This window comes from Streptomyces sp. CC228A (assembly GCF_021390935.1).
Lineage (GTDB): Bacteria > Actinomycetota > Actinomycetes > Streptomycetales > Streptomycetaceae > Streptomyces.
On the sequence record NZ_JAJPUI010000011.1, the window covers coordinates 201,141 to 224,090 of the forward strand.

General features: G+C 70.4%; 16 protein-coding genes, 3 rRNA genes and 4 pseudogenes. 18 read left to right on the forward strand and 5 right to left on the reverse strand.

What is annotated here, in order from left to right; all coding sequences use genetic code 11:
• Positions 1-338 precede the first annotated feature (338 nt).
• The gene (locus tag L6E17_RS31665) at positions 339-1,694 is read right to left on the reverse strand and encodes a PQQ-binding-like beta-propeller repeat protein (RefSeq protein ID WP_374109152.1); all 1,356 of its coding nucleotides are present in this window, start codon (positions 1,692-1,694) and stop codon (positions 339-341) included.
• A 283-nt stretch (positions 1,695-1,977) separates the two neighbouring features.
• Positions 1,978-2,851: pseudogene (locus L6E17_RS31670) on the reverse strand (serine/threonine-protein kinase); the annotation flags it as partial.
• A 130-nt stretch (positions 2,852-2,981) separates the two neighbouring features.
• Here L6E17_RS31670 and L6E17_RS26940 point away from each other — a divergent pair.
• From L6E17_RS26940 to proC, 5 genes and pseudogenes are all read left to right on the forward strand, one after another.
• Complete coding sequence (locus L6E17_RS26940; protein WP_236243275.1) at positions 2,982-3,236, forward strand: peptidase; 255 nt, start codon at positions 2,982-2,984, stop codon at positions 3,234-3,236.
• Between the two features lie 33 nt (positions 3,237-3,269).
• Positions 3,270-3,758 (forward strand): hypothetical protein, encoded by a 489-nt coding sequence (locus tag L6E17_RS26945; RefSeq protein ID WP_236243276.1) that lies wholly within the window; start codon positions 3,270-3,272, stop codon positions 3,756-3,758.
• An 851-nt stretch (positions 3,759-4,609) separates the two neighbouring features.
• Positions 4,610-5,407 (forward strand): ABC transporter ATP-binding protein, encoded by a 798-nt coding sequence (locus L6E17_RS26950; RefSeq protein ID WP_236243277.1) that lies wholly within the window; start codon positions 4,610-4,612, stop codon positions 5,405-5,407.
• Complete coding sequence (locus L6E17_RS26955) at positions 5,404-6,141, forward strand: ABC transporter permease (protein WP_236243278.1); 738 nt, start codon at positions 5,404-5,406, stop codon at positions 6,139-6,141. The genes L6E17_RS26950 and L6E17_RS26955 overlap by 4 nt, the downstream gene beginning before the upstream one ends.
• A 136-nt stretch (positions 6,142-6,277) precedes the next feature.
• Positions 6,278-7,086: pseudogene (gene proC, locus L6E17_RS26960) on the forward strand (pyrroline-5-carboxylate reductase).
• 131 nt (positions 7,087-7,217) lie between these two features.
• On the opposite strand, the gene L6E17_RS26965 reads toward proC, so the two are convergent.
• Complete coding sequence (locus tag L6E17_RS26965) at positions 7,218-7,811, reverse strand: cysteine hydrolase family protein (protein WP_374109158.1); 594 nt, start codon at positions 7,809-7,811, stop codon at positions 7,218-7,220.
• A 123-nt stretch (positions 7,812-7,934) separates the two neighbouring features.
• Here L6E17_RS26965 and L6E17_RS26970 point away from each other — a divergent pair, with 123 nt between their 5' ends.
• Positions 7,935-8,915, forward strand: a complete 981-nt coding sequence (locus L6E17_RS26970) for a GlxA family transcriptional regulator (protein ID WP_236243280.1) — start codon at positions 7,935-7,937, stop codon at positions 8,913-8,915.
• Here L6E17_RS26970 and trpS read toward each other — a convergent pair.
• Entirely contained in the window at positions 8,882-9,904 is a 1,023-nt protein-coding gene (trpS, locus tag L6E17_RS26975) for a tryptophan--tRNA ligase (protein WP_236243281.1), read from the reverse strand. The two genes, L6E17_RS26970 and trpS, sit on opposite strands and share 34 nt — an antisense overlap.
• A gap of 802 nt (positions 9,905-10,706) precedes the next feature.
• On the opposite strand from trpS, the gene L6E17_RS26980 reads away from it, so the two are divergent.
• The 4 genes and pseudogenes from L6E17_RS26980 to L6E17_RS26995 form a co-directional block, all read left to right on the forward strand.
• Positions 10,707-12,232: ribosomal RNA gene (locus tag L6E17_RS26980) — 16S ribosomal RNA — on the forward strand.
• Positions 12,233-12,545: 313 nt separating this feature from the next.
• Positions 12,546-15,668, forward strand: a 23S ribosomal RNA gene (locus tag L6E17_RS26985).
• Between the two features lie 75 nt (positions 15,669-15,743).
• Positions 15,744-15,860, forward strand: a 5S ribosomal RNA gene (gene rrf / locus L6E17_RS26990).
• Together the 16S, 23S and 5S rRNA genes form the textbook arrangement of a ribosomal RNA operon.
• Positions 15,861-15,934: 74 nt before the next feature.
• Positions 15,935-16,069 (forward strand): annotated as a pseudogene (locus L6E17_RS26995) (hydrolase); the annotation flags it as partial.
• 3 nt (positions 16,070-16,072) lie between these two features.
• On the opposite strand, the gene L6E17_RS27000 reads toward L6E17_RS26995, so the two are convergent.
• Entirely contained in the window at positions 16,073-17,074 is a 1,002-nt protein-coding gene (locus L6E17_RS27000; RefSeq protein WP_236240391.1) for an IS630 family transposase, read from the reverse strand.
• A gap of 100 nt (positions 17,075-17,174) precedes the next feature.
• Here L6E17_RS27000 and L6E17_RS27005 point away from each other — a divergent pair.
• The 8 genes and pseudogenes from L6E17_RS27005 to L6E17_RS27040 form a co-directional block, all read left to right on the forward strand.
• Positions 17,175-17,687: pseudogene (locus L6E17_RS27005) on the forward strand (HAD family hydrolase); the annotation flags it as partial.
• Positions 17,688-17,730: 43 nt separating this feature from the next.
• Positions 17,731-18,642, forward strand: coding sequence for an MFS transporter (locus L6E17_RS27010; protein ID WP_236243282.1), 912 nt, complete (start codon positions 17,731-17,733; stop codon positions 18,640-18,642).
• Complete coding sequence (locus L6E17_RS27015; protein WP_236243283.1) at positions 18,611-19,789, forward strand: acetoin utilization protein AcuC; 1,179 nt, start codon at positions 18,611-18,613, stop codon at positions 19,787-19,789. Before L6E17_RS27010 ends, L6E17_RS27015 begins: the two co-directional genes overlap by 32 nt.
• A 465-nt stretch (positions 19,790-20,254) precedes the next feature.
• Positions 20,255-20,401, forward strand: coding sequence for a hypothetical protein (locus L6E17_RS30740; RefSeq protein ID WP_268985670.1), 147 nt, complete (start codon positions 20,255-20,257; stop codon positions 20,399-20,401).
• Positions 20,386-21,234, forward strand: coding sequence for a phosphatase (locus L6E17_RS27025; RefSeq protein ID WP_236243284.1), 849 nt, complete (start codon positions 20,386-20,388; stop codon positions 21,232-21,234). Before L6E17_RS30740 ends, L6E17_RS27025 begins: the two co-directional genes overlap by 16 nt.
• Before the next feature lie 127 nt (positions 21,235-21,361).
• The gene (locus L6E17_RS27030; protein WP_071281640.1) at positions 21,362-21,574 is read left to right on the forward strand and encodes a helix-turn-helix domain-containing protein; all 213 of its coding nucleotides are present in this window, start codon (positions 21,362-21,364) and stop codon (positions 21,572-21,574) included.
• 153 nt (positions 21,575-21,727) lie between these two features.
• Positions 21,728-21,826, forward strand: coding sequence for a 30S ribosomal protein bS22 (locus tag L6E17_RS27035; RefSeq protein ID WP_003948845.1), 99 nt, complete (start codon positions 21,728-21,730; stop codon positions 21,824-21,826).
• 165 nt (positions 21,827-21,991) lie between these two features.
• Positions 21,992-22,950 (forward strand): NAD-dependent epimerase/dehydratase family protein (locus L6E17_RS27040; protein WP_236243285.1); only part of this gene is annotated, 959 nt, incomplete at its 3' end.

Here is a 22,950-nt window from a genome sequence, read left to right on the forward strand (position 1 = left end):
CCGCTTCCGGGCGATCCCCCTGCGATGCCTCCTGCGGGACTCCTGCGGCACCGCTGCGGGACCGCTTCCGGGCGATCCCCCTGCGATGCCTCCTGCGGGACTCCTGCGGCACCGCTGCGGGACCGCTTCCGGGCGATCCCCCTGCGATGCCTCCTGCGGGACTCCTGCGGCACCGCTGCGGGACCGCCTCCGGGCGATCCCCCTGCCTGCGCGGTCCGCCGCGCGCCCGCGCACGACCGACCCGGCACGGTTCCTCCTGTGCCCGGTCGTTGCGCGTGCGGCGGCCGGGGGTGCCTCACCACCGCCCGGTCGTTGCGCGTGCGGCGGCCGGGGGTGCCTCACCACCGCCCCGGGTCGCCCGCGTCCACCGCGAACACCGTCCCGTCGGGCGCCGACGCGAACGCCCGGCCGCCCGCCACCACCGGGGCGGGCAGGGTCGGCACGTACGAACGTCCCCCGGCCGCCCGGCGCGGCGGGCTCTGCCCGGCCATGACCGCCTGCGCGCCGTCCACCGCCAGCAGCCGGCCGTCGCTCGCCGACAGCAGCACGAAGGAGTGGCCACCGCTCCGCGCCACGACCGGCCGCGACACCCGGGCCGCGCCGGTCTCCAGCCGCCACCGCTCCCGCCCGGCTCCGTCCGCGCCCACGTCCACCGCGGCGAGCGACCCGCCCGACCCGACCACGTACACGGTGTCCCCGTCGACAGCGGCCTGCGCCTGGTCCGCCGGGGTGGCGAGCGGCACCCGCCGCACGGTCCCGTCCTCGGTGCCGAGCCGTACGACCGCGTCCACGAACTGCTCCGCGTCCGCCGACAGCAGCACCAGCCCGCCGCCGTCCGCCGTCGTCTCCACCGGTGACAGCGCGCCCTCCAGCCGCTCCCGCCAGCGCACCGTCCCGTCACCCGGGTCCACGGCGGTGACCAGCGTCGACGCCCCGTCGGCCGCCGGGCTCACGGCGAACACCAGGCGCCCGTCCCGGCTCGCCACCCACTGCGCGCCGCCCGCGACGGGCCGCCCGCCCCACCGCTCGGCGCCGGTCCCGGCGTCCAGCACCCGCACCCGCCCGTCGGCCAGCACCACCATGACGCCGCCACCGACGGGCACGACCCGCGCGTACGAGGTGAGGTCGAGGCCCCACCGGGCGGCGCCGTCGCCGAGGCCGAGCGCCTCCAGCCGGGCCCGGCCGAGCGCTGCGTCGCCCGCGCTCACCACGTACAGCAGGTCGCCGGAGACGAACAGCTCCGCCGCGCCGCCGGAGGCGCCGCCTCCGCTGTCCCGTACCGACCAGACCTGCTCACCGCCGGCCTGACGCAGCCGCACCGCCTTGATCCCGGGCGCCGTGCAGTACAGGTCGGCGCCATGGGCGGCGCACACCGGCGGCTGCGGGGCGGTTCCTCCCGCCCTTCCCGCGCCGCCCGCGGCCTGCCCGGCGCCGCCGTCCGCAGCACGTCCCGGATCCGCGCCGGAGCCCGCCGCACCGCCTTCGCCCGCACTGCCTTCGCCCGTATCGCCTTCGCCCATATCGTCGGTGCCCGTATCGTCGGCGCCTGCACCCAGGCGGACCGTCCAGGGCGTGAACCCCTGCACCGCCGCCCCGGCGGGATCCGCGGGACGCGCGCCCGACGTGTCGAACCCCTGGACGGCGGCCACGACCCCCGCCGCCCCGACGGCGAGCGCCGCGGCGGCCCCCACCACGGCCCTCGGCAACCGCCGCCGACGCCGCGCGGTTCCCGGCGCGTCGACCGCCCCGGCCGCAGCAGCCCCCGCCGTTCCGATCGCACCCGTGGCCGCGGCGGCTGCCGTGCCCGTGGCCTCGGTGGCGGCGGCCCCGCCGAGGAACCGGCCGCCGCCGGTTCTGCCGGGTCCGCGGCGGCATCACCCGCCGAGGCACCTGCCGCCGCACTTCCCGAGGCCCCCGCAGTCGCACCCGCCCCCGCCGTCGCAGCGGCCTCCGCCCCGCCGTCCGCGCCCCGCGCCCCCGCCGGGCGCCGCCGCTGCGGCGGAACGCGCCCGGGGTCCTCCGGCAGCCGCAGCGCCGTCATCAGCTCCTCGGGCGTCGGCCGCTCCGCCGGGTCCTTCGCCAGGCAGCGCAGCAGCACCGGAGCCAGTTCCTCCGGCACCCCCGCGAGGTCCGGCTCGTTGTGGACCACCTGGTACGCCACGATGTACGGGCTGTTCGAGTCGAACGGCCCCCGCCCCGTCGCCGCGTGCACCAGCACCGCGCCCATGGCGAACACGTCCGCCGCGGGGCCGACCTCCCGCGGCCGCTGGAACTGCTCCGGTGCCATGAACGGCGGTGAGCCGATGAGCTTGCCCGTCTCCGTCCGCACGTCGCTGTCCGAGGGCCGCGAGATCCCGAAGTCGATGACACGCGGGCCGTCCGCCGCCAGAAGCACGTTGCTTGGCTTGAGATCGCGGTGCACGACCCCCACGCGATGGATGTCGCGCAGGGCCTCCGCCAGCCCCGCGCCGACCCTGCGCAGTTCGCCGGCGCCCAGCGGGCCGTTCCGCTTGACGCGTTCGGACAGGGTCGGCCCCTCGATGAACAGCGTCGCCATCCAGGGCCGCACGGCATCCGGGTCGGCGTCCACGACCGGCGCGGTGAACGCCCCGCTGACCCGCCGCGCGGCGCTGACCTCCTGCCGGAAACGGGCCCTGAACTCGGGGTCCGCCGCATGCTCGCGGTGCACGACCTTGACGGCGAGGCGCAGCCCGGAGTCCGAGACCGCCAGCCGGACGACCCCCATGCCACCGGACCCGAGGACCTCCCCGAGCCGGTACCTCCCGGCGTACTCCGGGCACTCCGGATGTTCCGCTTCCGGTACGGGCCCGGTTCCGCGCAGCGGCGGCATCCTCCACCCCCGTAAATGCTCCCGCGACGCTCGGAGCCTAGTCGATGATGCGTGCGATGTCGGTGTGGCTTGTTAGCCTCCCTCGCACGGTCGCCGCGCAGGGCCGGCGACATCCGAGGGGGGATCGAACATGACGGTGAAGCGCTACCCGGTGGCACCCGGAGTCCGCCTGAACGTCCGCAGCGGCCCGGGCACGCAGTACGGCATCGTGAAGGTGCTGCCGGAGGGGGTGAGCGTGCCCGTCAACTGCCAGGCGCCGGGCACCTGGGTCACCGGCACGTACGGCACCACCAACATCTGGGACAACATCGGCAACGGCGAGTACGTCTCGGACGCGTACGTGAAGACCGGCAGCGACGGCTACGTGACGGTCCGCTGCGCCTGACGCCCCCGGACGCGGCTGGGCGATAATCGGCCCGTGACCACCGAGCAGACCACGACGCCGGGCCCGCAGCCCGAACCCCTCCGTTTCTTCGGCACCACCTGGGTCGCGCACGACGGAGGGTACGGGCTGCGGCGCGCCGCGGTCGCCGCCGGCTCCCTGGCGGCCGCGGCGGCCGGAACCCTGGTGCTGCGGCTGGCGTACGAGGGGCTGGCCGTCGCCCAGGTGGGCGGGTTCGTCAACGGTCTGGTCCTGGTCATGTTCGCCGTCTGCACGGCCCTCGCCTTCCGCAAGACGTGGGAGGGCTTCACCCGCCGCCCCGCCGACCCCGCCCGCGAGGAGACCCTGCGGGGCCTCAAGGCCATCGGCTTCGTGGGCTCCCTGCTGGCGTACTTCTGCCGCTCGCTGAAGGAGGCCCCGGGCGAGGCGCTGCTGCGCGCGGAGTACGAGGCGTCCCGCAAGCAGTACGAGAAGCGCCGCGCCACCCGCACGGGCAACCCAGCGACCCGCAACCGCCGCCGCTGACCCTTGCGCCCGCTGCTTGCGCGACCGGTCACTTGACCGGCCCGCCTGCTGCTTGCGTCGCGGGTCCTCGGTCGGTGCGCCTGCTGCTTGCGCGGCCGGTCCTTGACCGGCCCGCCCGTCGCTTGCGCCGGGTGTCCTGGGTCGGTGCGCCTGCTGCTTGCGCGGCTGGTCGTTTGACCGGTTCGCCCGCCGCTTGCGTCGCGGGCCCCCGGTCGGTTCGCCCGGGCCGCTTGCGCGGCCGGGTCGTTGGTCGGTCCGTCTGCTGCTTGTCCGGCCGGGCCCTCGGCCGGTCCGCCCGCCGCTTGCGCCGCGGGCCTTTCGCCGGGTCGCCCGCCGTCGACCACTACGCCGCCGGGCTTGTGTCGCGCGTCGGCCTCTTGCCCCGCCGGGCTTGCGCCGCGCATCGACCACTACGCTGCCGGGCTTGCGCCGCGCGTCGGCCCCCTTGCCCCGCCGGGCTTGCGCGGGGTCACCCGCCGTCGACTGTTGTGCCGACCGGTCCGCCGCTGACCACCCGTACGGCGTGCTGCTCGCCATCGGGCTCCGGGCCGGGGAGCCTGCTGCCGGCTCACCGTCGGCTCGTATCTCGCCGGCGCCCAGGGCGGTGCGCTCCTCATCGCCGGCGTTGTCGCGTGCGCGCTGCGGACCCGTGCCCACCCGGCCCCGCCTGCGGGCCCTCCACCAAGGCGGCCCGGCCGCGCGTCGTCCCGCCGTGCGTCCGCCCGTCGGCTGCCGTGCCGCCACCGCCCTCTCAGGGGCCCGCCCGCTCCTGCCCGCACTGCCCAGGGCCCAGGGCTGCCACCACGCCCCACCCTTGACGCCCCACCGCCCCCGCGCCCAATATTCATCACATGATGAATTCGTCGGCCGCAGCCGTCGACGCCCACGGCCTCACCGCCGTGCGCGGCGGCCGCACGGTCCTGCGCGGTCTCTACTTCTCCGTACCGCCCGGGCGGATCACCGGCCTCCTCGGCCCCTCAGGCTGCGGCAAGACCACCCTCATGCGCGCCGTCGTCGGCACCCAGGCCAGGACCGCCGGCTCCCTCACCGTCCTCGGCCGGCCCGCCGGCGACCCCGACCTCCGCAGCCGCATCGGCTACGTCACGCAGCACCCCGCCGTCTACGACGACCTCACCGTCCGGCAGAACCTCGCCTACTTCGCCGCCGTCCTCCTGCCCGGCCGCCGCCACCGCGACGCCCGCGCCGAGGCCGTCACCCGGGCCCTCGCCGAGGTCGACCTCACCGGCCACGCGGACGCCCTCGCCGCCCGTCTCTCCGGCGGTCAGCGCAGCCGCGTCTCCCTGGCCGTCGCCCTGCTCGGCGCCCCGGACCTGCTCGTCCTCGACGAGCCCACCGTCGGCCTCGACCCGGTCCTCCGCCGCGACCTGTGGGACCTCTTCCACCGCATCGCCGCCGACCGCGGCACCACCCTCCTCGTCTCCTCCCACGTCATGGACGAGGCCGAGCGCTGCCACCGCCTCCTCCTCATGCGCGCAGGCGAGCTCCTCGCCGACGACACCCCCGGCGAACTCCGCCGCCGCAGCGGCACCGCCACCGTCGAGGAGGCGTTCCTCCACCTGGTCGCCACCGCGCACGCCGCGGACCACACCGCCGGCACCTCCCCCGAAGCCCCTCAGGACCCGCGATGAACCCCGCCCGCACCCTCGCCACCGCCGCCCGCGTCCTGCGCCAGCTCCGCCACGACCCCCGCACCATCGCCCTGATGCTGCTCGTCCCGGTGCTGATGATCACGCTGCTCCGGTACGTCTTCGACGGCAGCCCCCGCGTCTTCGACGACATCGGCGCGTCGCTCCTCGGCATCTTCCCGCTGATCACCATGTTCCTGGTGACCTCCATCGCCACCCTGCGGGAACGCACCTCCGGCACCCTCGAACGCCTGCTCGCCATGCCCCTCGGCAAAGCCGACCTGATCGCCGGGTACGCCCTCGCCTTCGGCGGGCTCGCCGTCGTGCAGTCCGTCCTCGCCACCGCCGTCGCCCTCTGGCTGCTCGACCTCGACGTCACCGGCTCACCGTGGCTGCTGCTGCTCGTCGCCCTCCTCGACGCCCTGCTGGGCACCGCCCTGGGCCTCTTCGTCTCGGCCTTCGCCGCTTCCGAGTTCCAGGCCGTGCAGTTCATGCCGGCGGTGATCTTCCCGCAGCTGCTGCTGTGCGGCCTGTTCACCCCGCGCGACCAGATGCACCCCGTACTCGAAGCCGTCTCGAACGCGCTCCCCATGTCGTACGCCGTGGACGGCATGAACGAGGTCCTGCGCCACCCCGCCGTCACCGGCGCCTTCGTCCGCGACGCCCTGGTCGTCGCCGCCTGCGCCCTGCTCGTACTCGCCCTCGGCGCCGCGACCCTCCGCCGCCGCACACCCTGACCCCGCCCGCCGCCCGGGCCCGCCCCCGTACGCTCACGATCCCGCGCGTACCGCCCCTCGGACACCGCCGCCCCGCGGGGGCTCCCAGTGGAAGGATGGCCCCAGGCACGAACCCCACGGCGAGGTGAGCAGAGCAATGACCCAGACAGTCGCGGTCCTCGGCACCGGCAAGATCGGCGAGGCCCTCCTCAGCGGCATGATCCGCGCCGGCTGGCCCGCCGCCCACCTCCTGGTCACCGCGCGCCGCCCAGAACGCGCCCGGGAACTCACCGAGCGGTACGGCGTCGAAGCCGTCTCCAACGAGGACGCCGCCAAGCGCGCCGACACGCTCATCCTCGCCGTCAAGCCGCAGGACATGGGCCGGCTCCTCGACGAGCTCGCCCACCACATCACTCCCGACCGCCTCGTCATCAGCGCGGCCGCCGGCATCACCACCACGTTCATCGAGGAGCGGCTCGCCCCCGACACCCCCGTGGTCCGCGTCATGCCCAACACCCCGGTCCTCGTGGACGAGGGCATGTCCGTCATCTCCGCGGGCAGCCACGCCACCGGCGACGACCTCGCCCACGCCGAGGAGATCTTCGGCGGCGTCGGCAAGACCCTGCGCGTCCCCGAGTCGCAGCAGGACGCCGCCACGGCCCTCTCCGGGTCGGGGCCCGCGTACTTCTACTTCCTCGTCGAGGCCATGACCGACGCCGGCATCCTCCTGGGCCTTCCCCGCGCCCAGGCCCACGACCTCATCGTCCAGGCCGCCATCGGCGCCGCCGTGATGCTCCGCGACAGCGGCGAGCACCCCGTGAAACTGCGGGAGGCGGTGACCTCCCCGCCGGCACCACCATCAGCGCCATCCGCGAGCTGGAGAACCACGGCGTACGGGCCGCCCTCATCGCCGCGCTGGAAGCCGCCCGCGACCGCAGCCGCGAGCTCGCCTCCGGCAACAGCTGACCCGACCCGCCCCCGCAGGCCCCGGCCGTCGCCGGCATCGGTCGACTGCCGAGGCCCGCGGGGGCGGCCGTCCCCAGCCGAGGCGGCCCGCCTCCGCGAGGGCCGGCGCAAGGCCCTGCCCTCCGCCGGAATCAACCGGCCAGCCCCTCCAGCCCCTCCAGCACGTCCCGCGTCGTCACCACCCGGGCGAACCCGCCGCCGTGCAGCGTCACCGCGGTCGCCCGGGTCAGCTCCTCCGCCGTCTGCGTCCACCCGAAGGGCCCCGCCAGGTCGAAGGTGTGCATGGCGTCGAGCGGGAACAGCACCTCGTACCCGAGGTTCCCGCCCATCCGCGCGGTCGTCTCGTTGCACATGTTCGTCTGGATCCCCACGACGACGAGCTGCGCCACCCCCGCCCCCCTCAGCCAGGCGTCCAGGTCCGGCTCCCCGTAGAACGCCGAGTTCACCGACTTCGTCACCAGCAGCTCCGGCCCTGAGCCCTTCCCCCGGCGCTCCTCCACCACGTCCTTGAACGCGTTCCCCGCGGCCCCCGCACGCAGCGGTGACCCCGGCAGCACCGAGTCGTGCCGTACGAGGACGACCGGCCGCCCCGACGCCTGCCACGCGTCGATCAGCGCGGCGATGTTCCCTTCGGCGTCCGGGTTGTCCCGCCGCCCCCAGACCGGGTCGTCGAAGCCCTTCTGCACGTCCACGACGACGAGCGCGGCGTTCGACGCCACCCGAATGCTTTCCGTGATCTCCATACGGCCGATCCTGCCGACGCCCTCCCACCCCGACCAGCGGCAGGAACGCCACGCATCGATGGATCCCCGCCACGCCCCGCGGGCCCCACCTGCCACGCTGGACCCATGCACCGCGTCGCCCTCCTCGCCTTCCCCGGCATCCGCGCCTTCGACGTCACCGTCATCACCGAGGTCTGGGGCGAGGACCGCACCTGCCGCGGCGTCCCGCCCTTCGAACTCCGCCGCGCCGCCGCCGACCCCGGCACCCCCGTCGCCATGCCCGGCGGCCTCAGCCTCACCCCGGACCGCCCGCTCACCTGGCTCGACCAGGCCGACCTGGTCATCGTCCCCGGCATGACCGACCCCGAGGGCCCCGTCCCGGCCCCCGCCCTGGAGGCCCTGCGGCGCGCCCACGCCACCGGCACCCCGGTGGCCGCCCTGTGCGCGGGCGCCTTCGCCCTCGGCCAGGCCGGCCTCCTCGACGGCCGCCGAGCCGTCACCCACTGGTACCTCGCCGACCTCCTCCAGCAGCTCCACCCCACCGCCACCGTCCGACCCGACGCCCTCTTCGTCGAGGACGACGGCATCTGGACCTCCGCCGGCACCGCCGCCGGACTCGACCTCTGCCTGCACCTGGTCCGTACCGCCCACGGCGCGGAGACCGCGGCCACCCTCGCCCGCGCCCTCGTCACGGCACCCTTCCGTGCGGGCACCCAGGCCCAGTTCATCGAGCGCCCCACCCCGCGCGCGGACCGCGACGCCGACGCCCTCGCCGCCGTACGCGCCCATGCCCTCGCCCACCTCGACGCGCCCCACACCGTCGCGAGCCTCGCCGCCCTCGCCGGCATGTCGCCGCGCAGCTTCGCCCGCCACTTCCGCGCCACCACCGGCACCACCCCCCTGCGCTGGCTCACCGCCCAGCGGGTGGCCGCCGCCCAGAAGCTCCTGGAGCACACCGACCACCCGCTCCCCGAAGTGGCACGCCGCGCGGGCTTCGGTAGCGAGGTCACCCTGCGCCAGCACTTCGCCACCCGGCTCTCCACCAGCCCGCGCGACTACAGAGCCGCCTTCCGTCACACCGCGGGCAGCAGCCCCACCGCCCGGTAGGCCCGGTCCACCACCGGCCGCGCACGCTCCCGCGCCCGCTCCGCCCCGCGCCGCAGCACCCCGTCCACGTAGCCGGGGTCCGCCGCCAGCTCCGCGTGGCGCGCCCGCAGCGGACGCAGCAGCTCGACCACGGCCTCCGCCACGTCCCGCTTCAGGTCCCCGTACGAGCGGTACGCGGCGGCCAGCGCCTCAGGGCCCGCCGCCCCCTCCCCGCTTCCGTCCGCACCCTGGCACGCGGCCAGCAGCTCCAGCAGGTTCGCGAGCCCGGGCCGCGCCTCCCGGTCGTAGACGACGTCCGGTGCCCCGTCCGTCACGGCCCGCATGACCTTCCTCCGCACGACGTCGGGCTCGTCGAGCAGGCAGACGGCCCCCGCCCCGCTCCCGTGCGACTTCCCCATCTTCGACGACGGGTCCTGGAGGTCCATGACCCGCGCGGCAACGGCCGGCAGCGTGGCCCGCGGCACGGTGAACGTGTGCCCGTAGCGCCGGTTGAACCGCACCGCCACGTCCCGGGTCAGCTCCACGTGCTGGGCCTGGTCGTCGCCCACCGGCACCTCGTCGGTCCCGTAGGCCAGGATGTCCGCCGCCATCAGCACCGGATAGGTCAGCAGCGACAGCCGCACGGACCCGCCCCGGGCCCGCTCGCGCGCCGCCTTCTCCCGGTACTGGATCATGCGCCGCATCTCCCCGTCGGTCGCCGTGCACTCCAGCAGGTACGACAGCCGCGTGTGCTCGTCCACGTGGCTCTGCACGAAGAGCGTGCACCGCTCGGCGTCGAGCCCGGCCGCCAACAGGAGTGTCGCCGCCTGCCGGCTCAGCCGGCGCACCCGTGCCGGGTCGTGCTCCACGGTCAGCGCGTGCAGGTCGGCGACGCTGAACAGCGCGTCGGCCCGGTGCTGGTCCACCTCCACCCAGCGCCGTACGGCCCCGAGGTAGTTCCCCAGCGTCAGATGACCGGTCGGCTTGACCCCGCTGAAGATGCGCTTCACGTCGTCTCCCTCTCACTGGGGCCGCCGTCGCGGTCGGCCGCCGGCCCCGTGGGGGATATGCGAACGGCCGCCGAGGCGGCGGCCGTTGGTGTGCATACGTGTCGGGGCGGCCGCCGTCAGGCGGCCCACCAGCGAAGAACACACGCATGCGTCGTCATGCCCCCAGGGTACGGGTGGGGAGCGGGGTTGACAGTGGGATGCGCGATCCGTACTGTTCTCCGAGTTGTCCGACGTGAGCGCCGACTTCGGTTGGTCCCCGGACAGCCATCCCGCAAGAACCACTCTCAGTGAGCGACACTTCGTCGCGCCGCTTTGCGTGCACCTTTTTGCGGAATGAGGAATCCACGTTCGAAAGGACGGGCCCGATTAGCGTCGGGCCGCCGGATTCGCTAAAGTTCACGACGTCGGAACGGCCCGAGCGGCCGGGAAGGCAAACCCCTCTGACTGGGAATCAGGCCCGAAAGGATCTGATAGAGTCGGAACCGCCGGAAAGGGAAACGCGAAAGCGGAGAACAGCCCGGCAGCCCGCTCCAGCGGGTGGCGGAAACGGAAAGCGGATCTGCTAAGCTGGAAACACCGAAGGGAAGCGCCCGGAGGAAAGCCCGAGAGGGTGAGTACGAAGGAAGCGTCCGTTCCTTGAGAACTCAACAGCGTGCCAAAAGTCAACGCCAGATATGTTGATAACCCCGTCTCTTGGAGACGAGGTTCCTTTGAAAAACACAGCGAGGACGCTGTGAACCGGGAGATTATTCCTCTCCCGGTTCCGCTCAACGCGAGTGTTGACCCGGATCACCGGGAAGCATTCACGGAGAGTTTGATCCTGGCTCAGGACGAACGCTGGCGGCGTGCTTAACACATGCAAGTCGAACGATGAACCACTTCGGTGGGGATTAGTGGCGAACGGGTGAGTAACACGTGGGCAATCTGCCCTGCACTCTGGGACAAGCCCTGGAAACGGGGTCTAATACCGGATACGACCACTTCAGGCATCTGATGGTGGTGGAAAGCTCCGGCGGTGCAGGATGAGCCCGCGGCCTATCAGCTTGTTGGTGAGGTAACGGCTCACCAAGGCGACGACGGGTAGCCGGCCTGAGAGGGCGACCGGCCACACTGGGACTGAGACACGGCCCAGACTCCTACGGGAGGCAGCAGTGGGGAATATTGCACAATGGGCGAAAGCCTGATGCAGCGACGCCGCGTGAGGGATGACGGCCTTCGGGTTGTAAACCTCTTTCAGCAGGGAAGAAGCGAAAGTGACGGTACCTGCAGAAGAAGCGCCGGCTAACTACGTGCCAGCAGCCGCGGTAATACGTAGGGCGCAAGCGTTGTCCGGAATTATTGGGCGTAAAGAGCTCGTAGGCGGCCTGTCACGTCGGTTGTGAAAGCCCGGGGCTTAACCCCGGGTCTGCAGTCGATACGGGCAGGCTAGAGTTCGGTAGGGGAGATCGGAATTCCTGGTGTAGCGGTGAAATGCGCAGATATCAGGAGGAACACCGGTGGCGAAGGCGGATCTCTGGGCCGATACTGACGCTGAGGAGCGAAAGCGTGGGGAGCGAACAGGATTAGATACCCTGGTAGTCCACGCCGTAAACGTTGGGAACTAGGTGTGGGCGACATTCCACGTCGTCCGTGCCGCAGCTAACGCATTAAGTTCCCCGCCTGGGGAGTACGGCCGCAAGGCTAAAACTCAAAGGAATTGACGGGGGCCCGCACAAGCGGCGGAGCATGTGGCTTAATTCGACGCAACGCGAAGAACCTTACCAAGGCTTGACATACACCGGAAACATCTAGAGATAGGTGCCCCCTTGTGGTCGGTGTACAGGTGGTGCATGGCTGTCGTCAGCTCGTGTCGTGAGATGTTGGGTTAAGTCCCGCAACGAGCGCAACCCTTGTCCCGTGTTGCCAGCAGGCCCTTGTGGTGCTGGGGACTCACGGGAGACCGCCGGAGTCAACTCGGAGGAAGGTGGGGACGACGTCAAGTCATCATGCCCCTTATGTCTTGGGCTGCACACGTGCTACAATGGCCGGTACAAAGAGCTGCGATACCGTGAGGTGGAGCGAATCTCAAAAAGCCGGTCTCAGTTCGGATTGGGGTCTGCAACTCGACCCCATGAAGTCGGAGTCGCTAGTAATCGCAGATCAGCATTGCTGCGGTGAATACGTTCCCGGGCCTTGTACACACCGCCCGTCACGTCACGAAAGTCGGTAACACCCGAAGCCGGTGGCCCAACCCCTTGTGGGAGGGAGCTGTCGAAGGTGGGACTGGCGATTGGGACGAAGTCGTAACAAGGTAGCCGTACCGGAAGGTGCGGCTGGATCACCTCCTTTCTAAGGAGCACTTCTCACCGAGCATTGCCCGGTCAGAGGCCAGTACATCAGCGAGTGTCTGATGCTGGTTGCTCATGGGTGGAACGTTGACTATTCGGCCTGGTGCATGGTCGAAGACCGCTAGTACTGCCTCGTCAGGGGTGTGGAACGTGTGATCTTCGGACGTGGCCGGGTCGGGCGCGCTGTTGGGTGTCTGAGGGTGCGAGCGTTGCTTGCCCTTCATGCGCCGGCCCCAGTGAACTCGCTGCTTTGTGGCGGGGTGATGGGTGGCTGGTCGTTGCTTGAGAACTGCACAGTGGACGCGAGCATCTGTGGCCAAGTTTTTAAGGGCGCACGGTGGATGCCTTGGCACCAGGAACCGATGAAGGACGTGGGAGGCCGCGATAGGCCCCGGGGAGCTGTCAACCGAGCTGTGATCCGGGGGTGTCCGAATGGGGAAACCCGGCAGTCGTCATGGGCTGTCACCCGCTGCTGAACACATAGGCAGTGTGGAGGGAACGCGGGGAAGTGAAACATCTCAGTACCCGCAGGAAGAGAAAACAACCGTGATTCCGGGAGTAGTGGCGAGCGAAACTGGATGAGGCCAAACCGTATGTGTGTGATACCCGGCAGGGGTTGCGCATGCGGGGTTGTGGGATCTCTCTTCTGTTGTCTGCCGGCAACAGGGCGAGTCAGAAACCGTTGATGTAGGCGAAGGACATGCGAAAGGTCCGGCGTAGAGGGTAAGACCCCCGTAGCTGAAACATCAGCGGCTTGCTTGAGAGACACCCAAGTAGCACGGGGCCCGAGAAATCCCGTGTGAATCTGGCGGGACCACCCGCTAAGCCTAAATATTCCCTGGTGACCGATAGCGGATAGTACCGTGAGGGAATGGTGAAAAGTACCGCGGGAGCGGAGTGAAATAGTACCTGAAACCGTGTGCCTACAAGCCGTGGGAGCGTCGCGCAAGGACTTGTCCTTGCGTCGTGACTGCGTGCCTTTTGAAGAATGAGCCTGCGAGTTTGCGGTGTGTTGCGAGGTTAACCCGTGTGGGGTAGCCGTAGCGAAAGCGAGTCCGAATAGGGCGGTTGAGTAGCACGCTCAAGACCCGAAGCGGAGTGATCTAGCCATGGGCAGGTTGAAGCGGAGGTAAGACTTCGTGGAGGACCGAACCCACCAGGGTTGAAAACCTGGGGGATGACCTGTGGTTAGGGGTGAAAGGCCAATCAAACTCCGTGATAGCTGGTTCTCCCCGAAATGCATTTAGGTGCAGCGTCGTGTGTTTCTTGCGGGAGGTAGAGCACTGGATAGGCGATGGGCCCTACCGGGTTACTGACCTTAGCCAAACTCCGAATGCCGGTAAGTGAGAGCGCGGCAGTGAGACTGTGGGGGATAAGCTCCATGGTCGAGAGGGAAACAGCCCAGAGCATCGACTAAGGCCCCTAAGCGTACGCTAAGTGGGAAAGGATGTGGAGTCGCAGAGACAACCAGGAGGTTGGCTTAGAAGCAGCCACCCTTGAAAGAGTGCGTAATAGCTCACTGGTCAAGTGATTCCGCGCCGACAATGTAGCGGGGCTCAAGCGTACCGCCGAAGTCGTGTCATTGCAGCATGAGGGCCAACGCCCGCTGTGATGGGTAGGGGAGCGTCGTGTGCCGGGTGAAGCAGCACCGGAAGGTAGTTGTGGACGGTTCACGAGTGAGAATGCAGGCATGAGTAGCGATACACACGTGGGAAACGTGTGCGCCGATTGACTAAGGGTTCCTGGGTCAAGCTGATCTGCCCAGGGTAAGTCGGGACCTAAGGCGAGGCCGACAGGCGTAGTCGATGGACAACCGGTTGATATTCCGGTACCCGCTTTGAAGCGCCAACGCTGAATCCAGCGATGCTAAGCCCGTGAAGCCGCCGGCTGAGTCTTCGGACGAGGTCGGAGTGGTGGAGCCGGTGAACCGGACTGGTAGTAGGTGAGTGATGGGGTGACGCAGGAAGGTAGTCCAGCCCGGGCGGTGGTTGTCCCGGGGTAAGGGTGTAGCCCGAGGGGTAGGTAAATCCGTCCCTCATGTAAGGGTGAGACCTGATGCCGAGCCGATTGTGGCGAAGTGGATGATCCTATGCTGTCGAGAAAAGCCTCTAGCGAGTTTCATGGCGGCCCGTACCCTAAACCGACTCAGGTGGTCAGGTAGAGAATACCGAGGCGTTCGGGTGAACTATGGTTAAGGAACTCGGCAAAATGCCCCCGTAACTTCGGGAGAAGGGGGGCCATGTCTGGTGATGGCACGTGCTGCCGGAGCTGGGTGTGGCCGCAGAGACCAGCGAGAAGCGACTGTTTACTAAAAACACAGGTCCGTGCGAAGCCGTAAGGCGATGTATACGGACTGACGCCTGCCCGGTGCTGGAACGTTAAGGGGACCGGTTAGCTCCATTTCGGTGGGGCGAAGCTGAGAACTTAAGCGCCAGTAAACGGCGGTGGTAACTATAACCATCCTAAGGTAGCGAAATTCCTTGTCGGGTAAGTTCCGACCTGCACGAATGGCGTAACGACTTCTCGACTGTCTCAACCATAGGCCCGGTGAAATTGCACTACGAGTAAAGATGCTCGTTTCGCGCAGCAGGACGGAAAGACCCCGGGACCTTTACTACAGTTTGATATTGGTGTTCGGTTCGGCTTGTGTAGGATAGGTGGGAGACTGTGAAGCTTGGACGCCAGTTCAGGTGGAGTCGTCCTTGAAATACCACTCTGGTCGTGCTGGATGTCTAACCTGGGTCCGTGATCCGGATCAGGGACAGTGTCTGATGGGTAGTTTAACTGGGGCGGTTGCCTCCTAAAGGGTAACGGAGGCGCCCAAAGGTTCCCTCAGCCTGGTTGGCAATCAGGTGTTGAGTGTAAGTGCACAAGGGAGCTTGACTGTGAGACCGACGGGTCGAGCAGGGACGAAAGTCGGGACTAGTGATCCGGCGGTGGCTTGTGGAAGCGCCGTCGCTCAACGGATAAAAGGTACCCCGGGGATAACAGGCTGATCTTCCCCAAGAGTCCATATCGACGGGATGGTTTGGCACCTCGATGTCGGCTCGTCGCATCCTGGGGCTGGAGTCGGTCCCAAGGGTTGGGCTGTTCGCCCATTAAAGCGGTACGCGAGCTGGGTTTAGAACGTCGTGAGACAGTTCGGTCCCTATCCGCTGTGCGCGTAGGAATATTGAGAAGGGCTGTCCCTAGTACGAGAGGACCGGGACGGACGAACCTCTGGTGTGCCAGTTGTTCTGCCAAGGGCATGGCTGGTTGGCTACGTTCGGGAGGGATAACCGCTGAAAGCATCTAAGCGGGAAGCCTGCTTCGAGATGAGTATTCCCACCCACTTGATGGGGTAAGGCTCCCAGTAGACGACTGGGTTGATAGGCCGGATATGGAAGCACCGTGAGGTGTGGAGTTGACCGGTACTAATAGGCCGAGGGCTTGTCCTCAGTTGCTCGCGTCCACTGTGTTAGTTCTGAAGTAACGAACTCCCTTTGCCGGTTGAGTTGTTATCTTCATAGTGTTTCGGTGGTCATAGCGTTAGGGAAACGCCCGGTTACATTCCGAACCCGGAAGCTAAGCCTTTCAGCGCCGATGGTACTGCAGGGGGGACCCTGTGGGAGAGTAGGACGCCGCCGAACAATTATTGGCCTCGGCCCCGGAAACCTTAGAAGGTTTCCGGGGCCGAGGCTTTTTTGCGTTCTAGGGTGATGCCATGCGCTATGAACTGGTCATCTTCGACAACGACGGCGTCCTCGTCGACAGCGAGCCGATCTCCAACACGATCCTCGCCGCGTACCTGACCGAGCTCGGGCACCCCACCTCCTACGAGGAGTCCATCCGGGACTATTGATCAGAAACTCATGGGGTTCTCGTCCATGACGTAGCGGACGTGTGGGCCACCGAAGTAGCCGCGGACGATGTGCGGCTGACGCTGACGCCTGCGGAAGAAGCGGCGGGTTTCGGCAGCGAGTTCGGCCTGGTCGCGGGCCCGGTGCTGCTTGGGCAGGCTGTGCTTGAGGTCGGCGTTGACCAGCTCGTCGGGGTTCAGCTCGGGCGAGTACGGGGGCAGGAAGTGCAGCTCTACATCATCGGGGTGGGCGGCGAGCCAGTCGCGGACCTTCTTCGAGCGGTGCGCGGAGTGACCGTCGACCACGAGGTGGACCTTGTGGTCGAAGTGGCCGGCGAGCCGGCCCAGGAAGCGGCACATCACTTCGGCGGTGAAGGACTCGGTGAAGACCATGAAGTGCATCCGGCCCTTGGTGCTGATCGCCGACATCGCGTTCACGGAGAACCGGTTCCCGCTCCGCCGCACGACGGGCGTCTTCCCCTTCTCACCCCAGGTGCGGCCGGTGACCTGGTCGGATCGGATGCCGACCTGGTCGGCGAAGAGGATCTCGCCGCCGTCTTTCTTCGCCTGCACGCGGATCTTCGGCCAGGTCTCTTCATGCCAGCGCCGGACGGCCTCGGGGTCCTGCTCGACGGCCCGCTTGTCCGGGCGCTGGAAGGACAGCCCCCATCGCTTCAAATACTTGCCCACCCCCACCTCGGTCAGCCGCACCCGGTACAGCTTCGCGATCAGCTCGCCCACCAGCCGCCGTGTCCACAGCTGACCGGAAAGCCCCACGTCACACGGCCGGTGGTCCAGGACCGCCTGCCGCACCGCGGCCTGCTCGGCCTCCCCGAGCACCTGGTGCACACCGACCGGCTTACCCCGAGGACGCATGACCAGGGCCTCCCGACCACCGGCCTGCCACTTCGCCCACCAGCCGTCGACCGCCTTCAGCGACACCCCGAACACTGCCGCCACGTCCTCGCGGTCCCGCCCCGCCATCAGAGCGGCCACCGCCCGCAGCCGCAGGGCCTCCTGCGCCGACGGCGACAGATGCCGCGCGTCCCCCACCAGATCGCTCACACCCACCCAACGACCCAGAACCCAAACCGTTTCTGATCAATACATGGGCGGGGCCATGCACCGCATCCACGACACCGTTCATGCCCGCACGGGCCGCACGCTGCCCGACGACTTCGACGACACCTTCCACGAACGGGTCTTCGCCGCCTTCGAGCGGGAGTTGGCCCCCGTCGCCGGGGTGACGGAGCTGCTCGGCGAGCTCGCCGGTGCGGGCGTGCCGTACTGCGTGGCCTCCTCCGGCAGCCGCGAGCGGATACGGACCGGGCACCGCGCGACCGGGCTCGACCGGTGGTTCACGCCGGACACGGTCTTCAGCGCGCAGGACGTCGGACGCGGCAAGCCCGCCCCCGACCTCTTCCTGTACGCCGCCGAGCAGATGGGCGTGGCGCCGCAGCGATGCGTCGTCATCGAGGACAGCCCCCTCGGCATCCAGGCCGCACGCGCCGCCGGAATGGACGTGTACGGGTACACCGCCATGACGGAACCGGGCCGACTCCCCGGCGCCCAGGGGTACTTCGACGACATGAGCCGGCTCCTCACGTTTCTGCGGTGACAGGTCTGTCCCGGCGCACGGCACGGACGTAGCCTGTCCGGCCATGGCGGATCCGCGGCTGCGGCCGGCTCGACGTGCACTGGCGTTCGCGTTCTTCACCCAGGGCGTGGCGTTCGCCCTGCTCGTCACCCGGATCCCCGCGGTCCAGCACCGGTACGGGATCTCCGACACCCTGCTGCCCGCGTTCCTGGCCGGTGTGCCCGTGCTCGCCGGGGCCGGCAGCCTCACCGCAGGCGCCCTCGCCGCCCGGGTCCCCGCCGGGACGGTGCTGCGCTGCACGCAACCCGTGGTGCTGCTGGCGCTGGTCGCCGCAGGCGCCGGGCGGCAGACGTGGCAGCTGGCCCTGGCGCTCGGCGTGTTCGGCCTGGCCGTCGGCGCCCTGGACGCGTCCATGAACATGCGGGGCGTGGCCGTTCAACAGGCGTACGGCCGCAGCATCATGCTCGTCCGGGACGCGCTGGGTGGTTCGGAGGCCCTGGCGACCGTGCCGTACGGCGTGTACACGGTGATGACGCTGCTGGGGCGCGGGGTCGGGGACCCCGCCGTCCGGAGGTTCGGGCCGGTGGCGGTGGTACGCGGCGGCACGGTGCTGGCGGCCTGCGGGTTCGGGGTGGTCGCCGCGGCGCCCGGGCCGTGGACGGGTCTGGCCGGGTTCGGGCTGCTGGGGCTCGGCCTGAGCGTGGTCGTGCCGCAGGTGTTCGCGGCGGCCGGGCGGCTGGCGCCGGGCGCCGCGGCCGACGCGGCCGTGGCGCGGCTCAACGTGTTCACGTACGTCGGAGTCCTGGTCGGGGCGCCGCTCGTCGGCGTCCTCGGGGAGCTGTGGCACCCCCGCGGGGCGATGCTGGTCCCGCTCGTCCTGCTGCTGCTGGCGTTGCGCCATGCCCCGTCCTTCGGCGGGAGGGGCGACCGATACGGTGGCCGGTATGAGCGGTCGCGCGCTGTTGATGTGGGATGACGCAGTCACCGGATACGACTTCGGGCCCAACCACCCGATGGACCCGGTGCGGCTCGCGCTGACGAGGGGGTTGGTGCGGGCCTTCGAGCTGGACCGCGCGGTCGACGTGGTCGCGGCCAAGCCGGCCGGTGACTCCACGCTGCGGCTGGTGCACCGCCAGGACTACGTGGACGCCGTGCGGGCCGCGTCCGCCGACCCGTCGCGGGCCGACGGGGCATACGGGCTCGGCACCCTGGACGTGCCCGCCTTCGCCGGGATGCACGAGGTGTCCGCGCTGATCGCGGGCCTGTCGGTGGGCGCGGCGGAGGCCGTGTGGAGGGGTGAGGCGCGCCGTGCCGTCAACTTCTCCGGCGGGCTCCACCACGCGATGCCGGGCGCGGCCGCCGGCTTCTGCGTCTACAACGACGCGTCCCTGGCCATCGCCCGGCTGCTGGAGCTGGGCGCCGAACGGGTCGCGTACCTGGACGTGGACGTCCACCACGGGGACGGCGTGCAGGCCGCGTTCTGGGACGACCCGCGGGTTCTGACCGTGTCGCTGCACGAGCACCCGCGGACGCTGTTCCCCGGCACGGGCTGGCCGGAGGAGACCGGCGGGGACGGCCCCGCCGAGGGCGGCGCGGTGAACCTGGCGCTGCCGGCGGGCACCGGCGACGCGGGCTGGCTGCGCGCCTTCCATGCGGTCGTGCCGGAGCTGCTGGCGGACTTCCGGCCGCAGGTGCTGGTGACGCAGCACGGGGCGGACACCCACTTCGAGGACCCGCTGGCGCACCTGGCGGTGTCGCTCGACGCCCAGCGGGCCGTCCAACTCGCCTGCCGGGCCCTGGCCGAGGAGTACGTCGAGGGCGGCCGGTGGGTGGCGCTCGGCGGCGGCGGGTACGCGGTCGTGGACGTCGTGCCGCGGTCGTGGACGCACCTCGTGGGGATCGCGGCCGGGGCGGACGTGGCGCCCACGGCGGACGTGCCGGAGGACTGGCGCAGCCAGGTGTACGCCCGCACCCGGCAGCCCGGCCCGCGGCGGATGACGGACGGTCGGTGGCCGGTGACGTGGCGGTCCTGGGAGGACGGCTACGACCCGGTGGACCGGCTCGACCAGGCGGTCCTGGCCACCCGCCGGGCCGTGTTCCCGCTGCGGGGGCTGCTCGCGTAGCCGCCCCCGGCGGGACGGCCCGGTGCGGTACGGGCGCGGGATTACGCCAACTGTGCGATTCCCCGGCGGAAGCGGCGTGTCGGCCTTGGCGCGTGCGGCAGCATCGCGGGATGCGGAGTACGGGAGCGGCGCCGCCGCCTGCCGGGGAGGGCGCCGTGCCGCCGTCGGCCGGGGCTGCGGTGGACGCGTCGTCGGGGAGTGCGGGGTCGTGGGATGGGCCTGCCGTTGACGGGCCCCGAGCGCGGGCCGCCTCGGCCGGTGCGCCTGCCGTCGGCGGGGCGGCCGGGGCGGGCGGTACGGAAGCCGGGCGGGCCGGGCGCGCTGGGACGGGGCCGCCGGCCTGGGCGCGTTGTCCTGCGGCGGGCGGGCCTGCGGCGGGTGGCCCGGCCGTCGGGCCTGCGGCGGGCGGGCCTGCGCCCGGTGGGCCTGCGAGCGGCGGGCCTGCGCCCGGAGGTCGTGCGGTCGATGGGCCTGCGAGCGGCGGGCCTGCGCCCGGAGGTCGTGCGGTCGATGGGCCTGCGAGCGGCGGGCCTGCGAGCGGCGGGCCTGCGCCCGGAGGTCGTGCGGTCGATGGGCCTGCGAGCGGCGGGCCTGCGGTGGACGGTCCTGTAGTCGGCGGTCCGGGCGGTGGGCCGTCGGCGCGGGTGCTGCGGGAGCACCTGGTGGCGGCGCGGCTGGCCGGGCCGGTGGCGACGCCCAGGGAGAAGAACCTGACGAGCTACCGGCTGTTCGCGGCCCGCGACCCGAGGTTCACGCTCGGGGTCGAGCCGGACCGGGCCTGGAGCGAGGGGGACGTGCTCCGGCTGATGGCGGGCCGGTGCGGGGTCTGCGCCGATCCGGCGCACCGGTCGGGCGGCGACGCGATCGACCCGGACAGGACGCTGCGCGCCCTCGACGCGTTCGCCGAGCGGCTCGGCGCGGCGGCGGCGCGGCGGGCCCCGGTGCTGTTCGGAACCGGCCACCCCCACCGGTTACTGGACTTCTACGGCGCTCTGGCAGACGCGATGTCGGCGGCGGGATGCCCTGTCCTCACACCGGCGCAGGGGCGATGTGTCGACATAACGACCCGGTTTGGTCTACGCACGTACAACCTCGCCTACGTACGGGGAGTCGCGTTCATGCAGAAACCCCAGGTCGAAGGCGCCGGTTGTGAGCCGGGCGCGCACACCCATTCACCACTCCCCGTCAGAGTCGTCCTGGGAGCCGCCGCGGAGGCCGGCGGACCCCTTCCGGAGCTGGTGGTGGGGGACCACGGCTGGGTCTGCGGGGCAGGTCAGCTGGGCATTGAGGCCATCGGGCCGGCCGACACGGACGACCCCGCGGTGTTCGTCGCGGAAGCGGAGGGAAAGGTGTCGGTGGCCGTGCCCCTCGATGACGGCGTGCGCTCCGACGACTACCTGCCGCTGACTCGCTATGTACTCAATCGGGCGTGTCTGTCACCGTAGGCGGCGGATCGCTGCTCCTCTTCCCCACCCGTATCAACCGCCCCTAACCTGGGCAGTGAGCGCACAGCGACGAAGAGTCACCGGAGGGGAAGCCGGTGGCGTCATGTGCGGAAGGTACAGGTGGGTCATGGTTGCTGCTGGCGAGACGCCTCTCAATGAGGTCAAGTTCCTGACCGTGGCAGAAGTTGCCTCGGTGATGCGCGTGTCGAAGATGACCGTGTACCGGCTGGTGCACAGCGGTCATCTGCCGGCGATCCGGGTGGGGAGGTCCTTCCGGGTGCCGGAGAAGGCGGTTCACTCCTATCTCCGCGACTCCTTCGTGGGAGCGGAGAGCGTGTAGGGCGACCGGAGCCCCAGGCGCAGTACCACCCTCGATTACGGACTCGGCGCGGGTGCGGGTAGGCTAGGCCGACGTAGGTCGTGTGGGCCCAGACGCCCCGCACCAAGATTCCCGCCAACGCGGGGATGATCCGAGAAGTGAGCGAGGGTAGTCGTGGGCTCTGTTATCAAGAAGCGGCGCAAGCGGATGGCGAAGAAGAAGCACCGCAAGCTTCTGAAGCGCACCCGCGTCCAGCGTCGCAACAAGAAGTAAGCGGCGGCTGTACATGCGCCATCCGCGGCCCTTCCACCGGAACCGGTGGGAGGGCCGCGGTGTTGTTCCGGCCATGCCGCCGCCGGGCCGCGGGGTGTGCGGTGGCCCGGCGGGACCGAGCCGCTACCGTGGCACCCGTCACACGTCGCACGGGAGGCGCTGAGCGTGGGGAAGGTCGTGCTCGTCACCGGGGTGGCCAGGCCGCTCGTCGGCCGCTTCGTACGGCGTCTCCTGCGGGACCCGGGTGTGGACCGGGTGGTCGCGGTGGACGCGGTCGCGCCCGAGCACCCGCTGGGGGGCGCCGAGTTCGTCGGCGCGGACATCCGGCAGTCCGCCATCGCCCGGGTGTTGGCCGAGCACGCCGTGGACACGGTGGTCCACATGGACGTCGCGGCCCGCCCGCTCGGCGGCGGCGGCCGGGCCGCCGTGAAGGAGACCAACGTCATCGGCACCATGCAGCTGCTCGGCGGCTGCCAGAAGTGCCCCACGGTCCGCCGCGTCGTCGTCCGGTCCAGTACGAGCGTGTACGGCTCCGCACCGCGCGACCCGGCCGTCTTCACCGAGACGACACCGCCCAAGTCGCTGCCCGCCGGCGGCTTCGCGAAGGACGTCAGCGAGGTCGAGGGGTACGTCCGGGCCTTCGCGCGGCGCCGCCCGGACGTCGCCGTGTGCGTGCTGCGCTTCGCCAACATCCTCGGCCCCGAGGCGGACTCCCCGCTCGCCGAGTACTTCTCCCTGCCGGTCCTGCCGACGGTGCTCGGGCACGACCCGCGGCTGCAGTTCGTCCATGAGGACGACGTCCTGGACGTGCTGCGCATCGCGTCGTCGGAGCCGCGCCGGGGGACCCTCAACAGCGGCACCTTCAACGTGGCGGGGGACGGGGTGCTGACCCTGTCGCAGTGCGCCCGCCGGCTTGGCCGACCCACGCTGCCGCTGCTCATGCCGGCCGTGACGTGGGCGGGGGCGGCGCTGCGCGGGGTCGGGATGAGCGACTTCTCGCCGGAGCAGATCAGGCTGCTGACGCATGGGCGGGTGGTCAGCACCGTGCAGATGAAGGAGACGCTCGGCTTCCTGCCCCGCCGCACCACGGCGGAGACCCTCGCCGACTTCGCCCTGCACCGGGG

Bases quoted from the DNA above. Each gene is read 5' to 3' on its own strand.
- L6E17_RS26950 (WP_236243277.1), top strand. From the start codon at position 4,610: ATGATGAATTCGTCGGCCGCAGCCGTCGACGCCCACGGCCTCACCGCC.
- L6E17_RS26970 (WP_236243280.1), top strand. From the start codon at position 7,935: ATGCACCGCGTCGCCCTCCTCGCCTTCCCCGGCATCCGCGCCTTCGAC.
- L6E17_RS30740 (WP_268985670.1), top strand. From the start codon at position 20,255: ATGGGCCTGCGAGCGGCGGGCCTGCGCCCGGAGGTCGTGCGGTCGATG.
- L6E17_RS27010 (WP_236243282.1), top strand. From the start codon at position 17,731: ATGGCGGATCCGCGGCTGCGGCCGGCTCGACGTGCACTGGCGTTCGCG.
- L6E17_RS27015 (WP_236243283.1), top strand. From the start codon at position 18,611: ATGAGCGGTCGCGCGCTGTTGATGTGGGATGACGCAGTCACCGGATAC.
- L6E17_RS26955 (WP_236243278.1), top strand. From the start codon at position 5,404: ATGAACCCCGCCCGCACCCTCGCCACCGCCGCCCGCGTCCTGCGCCAG.
- L6E17_RS27030 (WP_071281640.1), top strand. From the start codon at position 21,362: ATGGTTGCTGCTGGCGAGACGCCTCTCAATGAGGTCAAGTTCCTGACC.
- L6E17_RS26940 (WP_236243275.1), top strand. From the start codon at position 2,982: ATGACGGTGAAGCGCTACCCGGTGGCACCCGGAGTCCGCCTGAACGTC.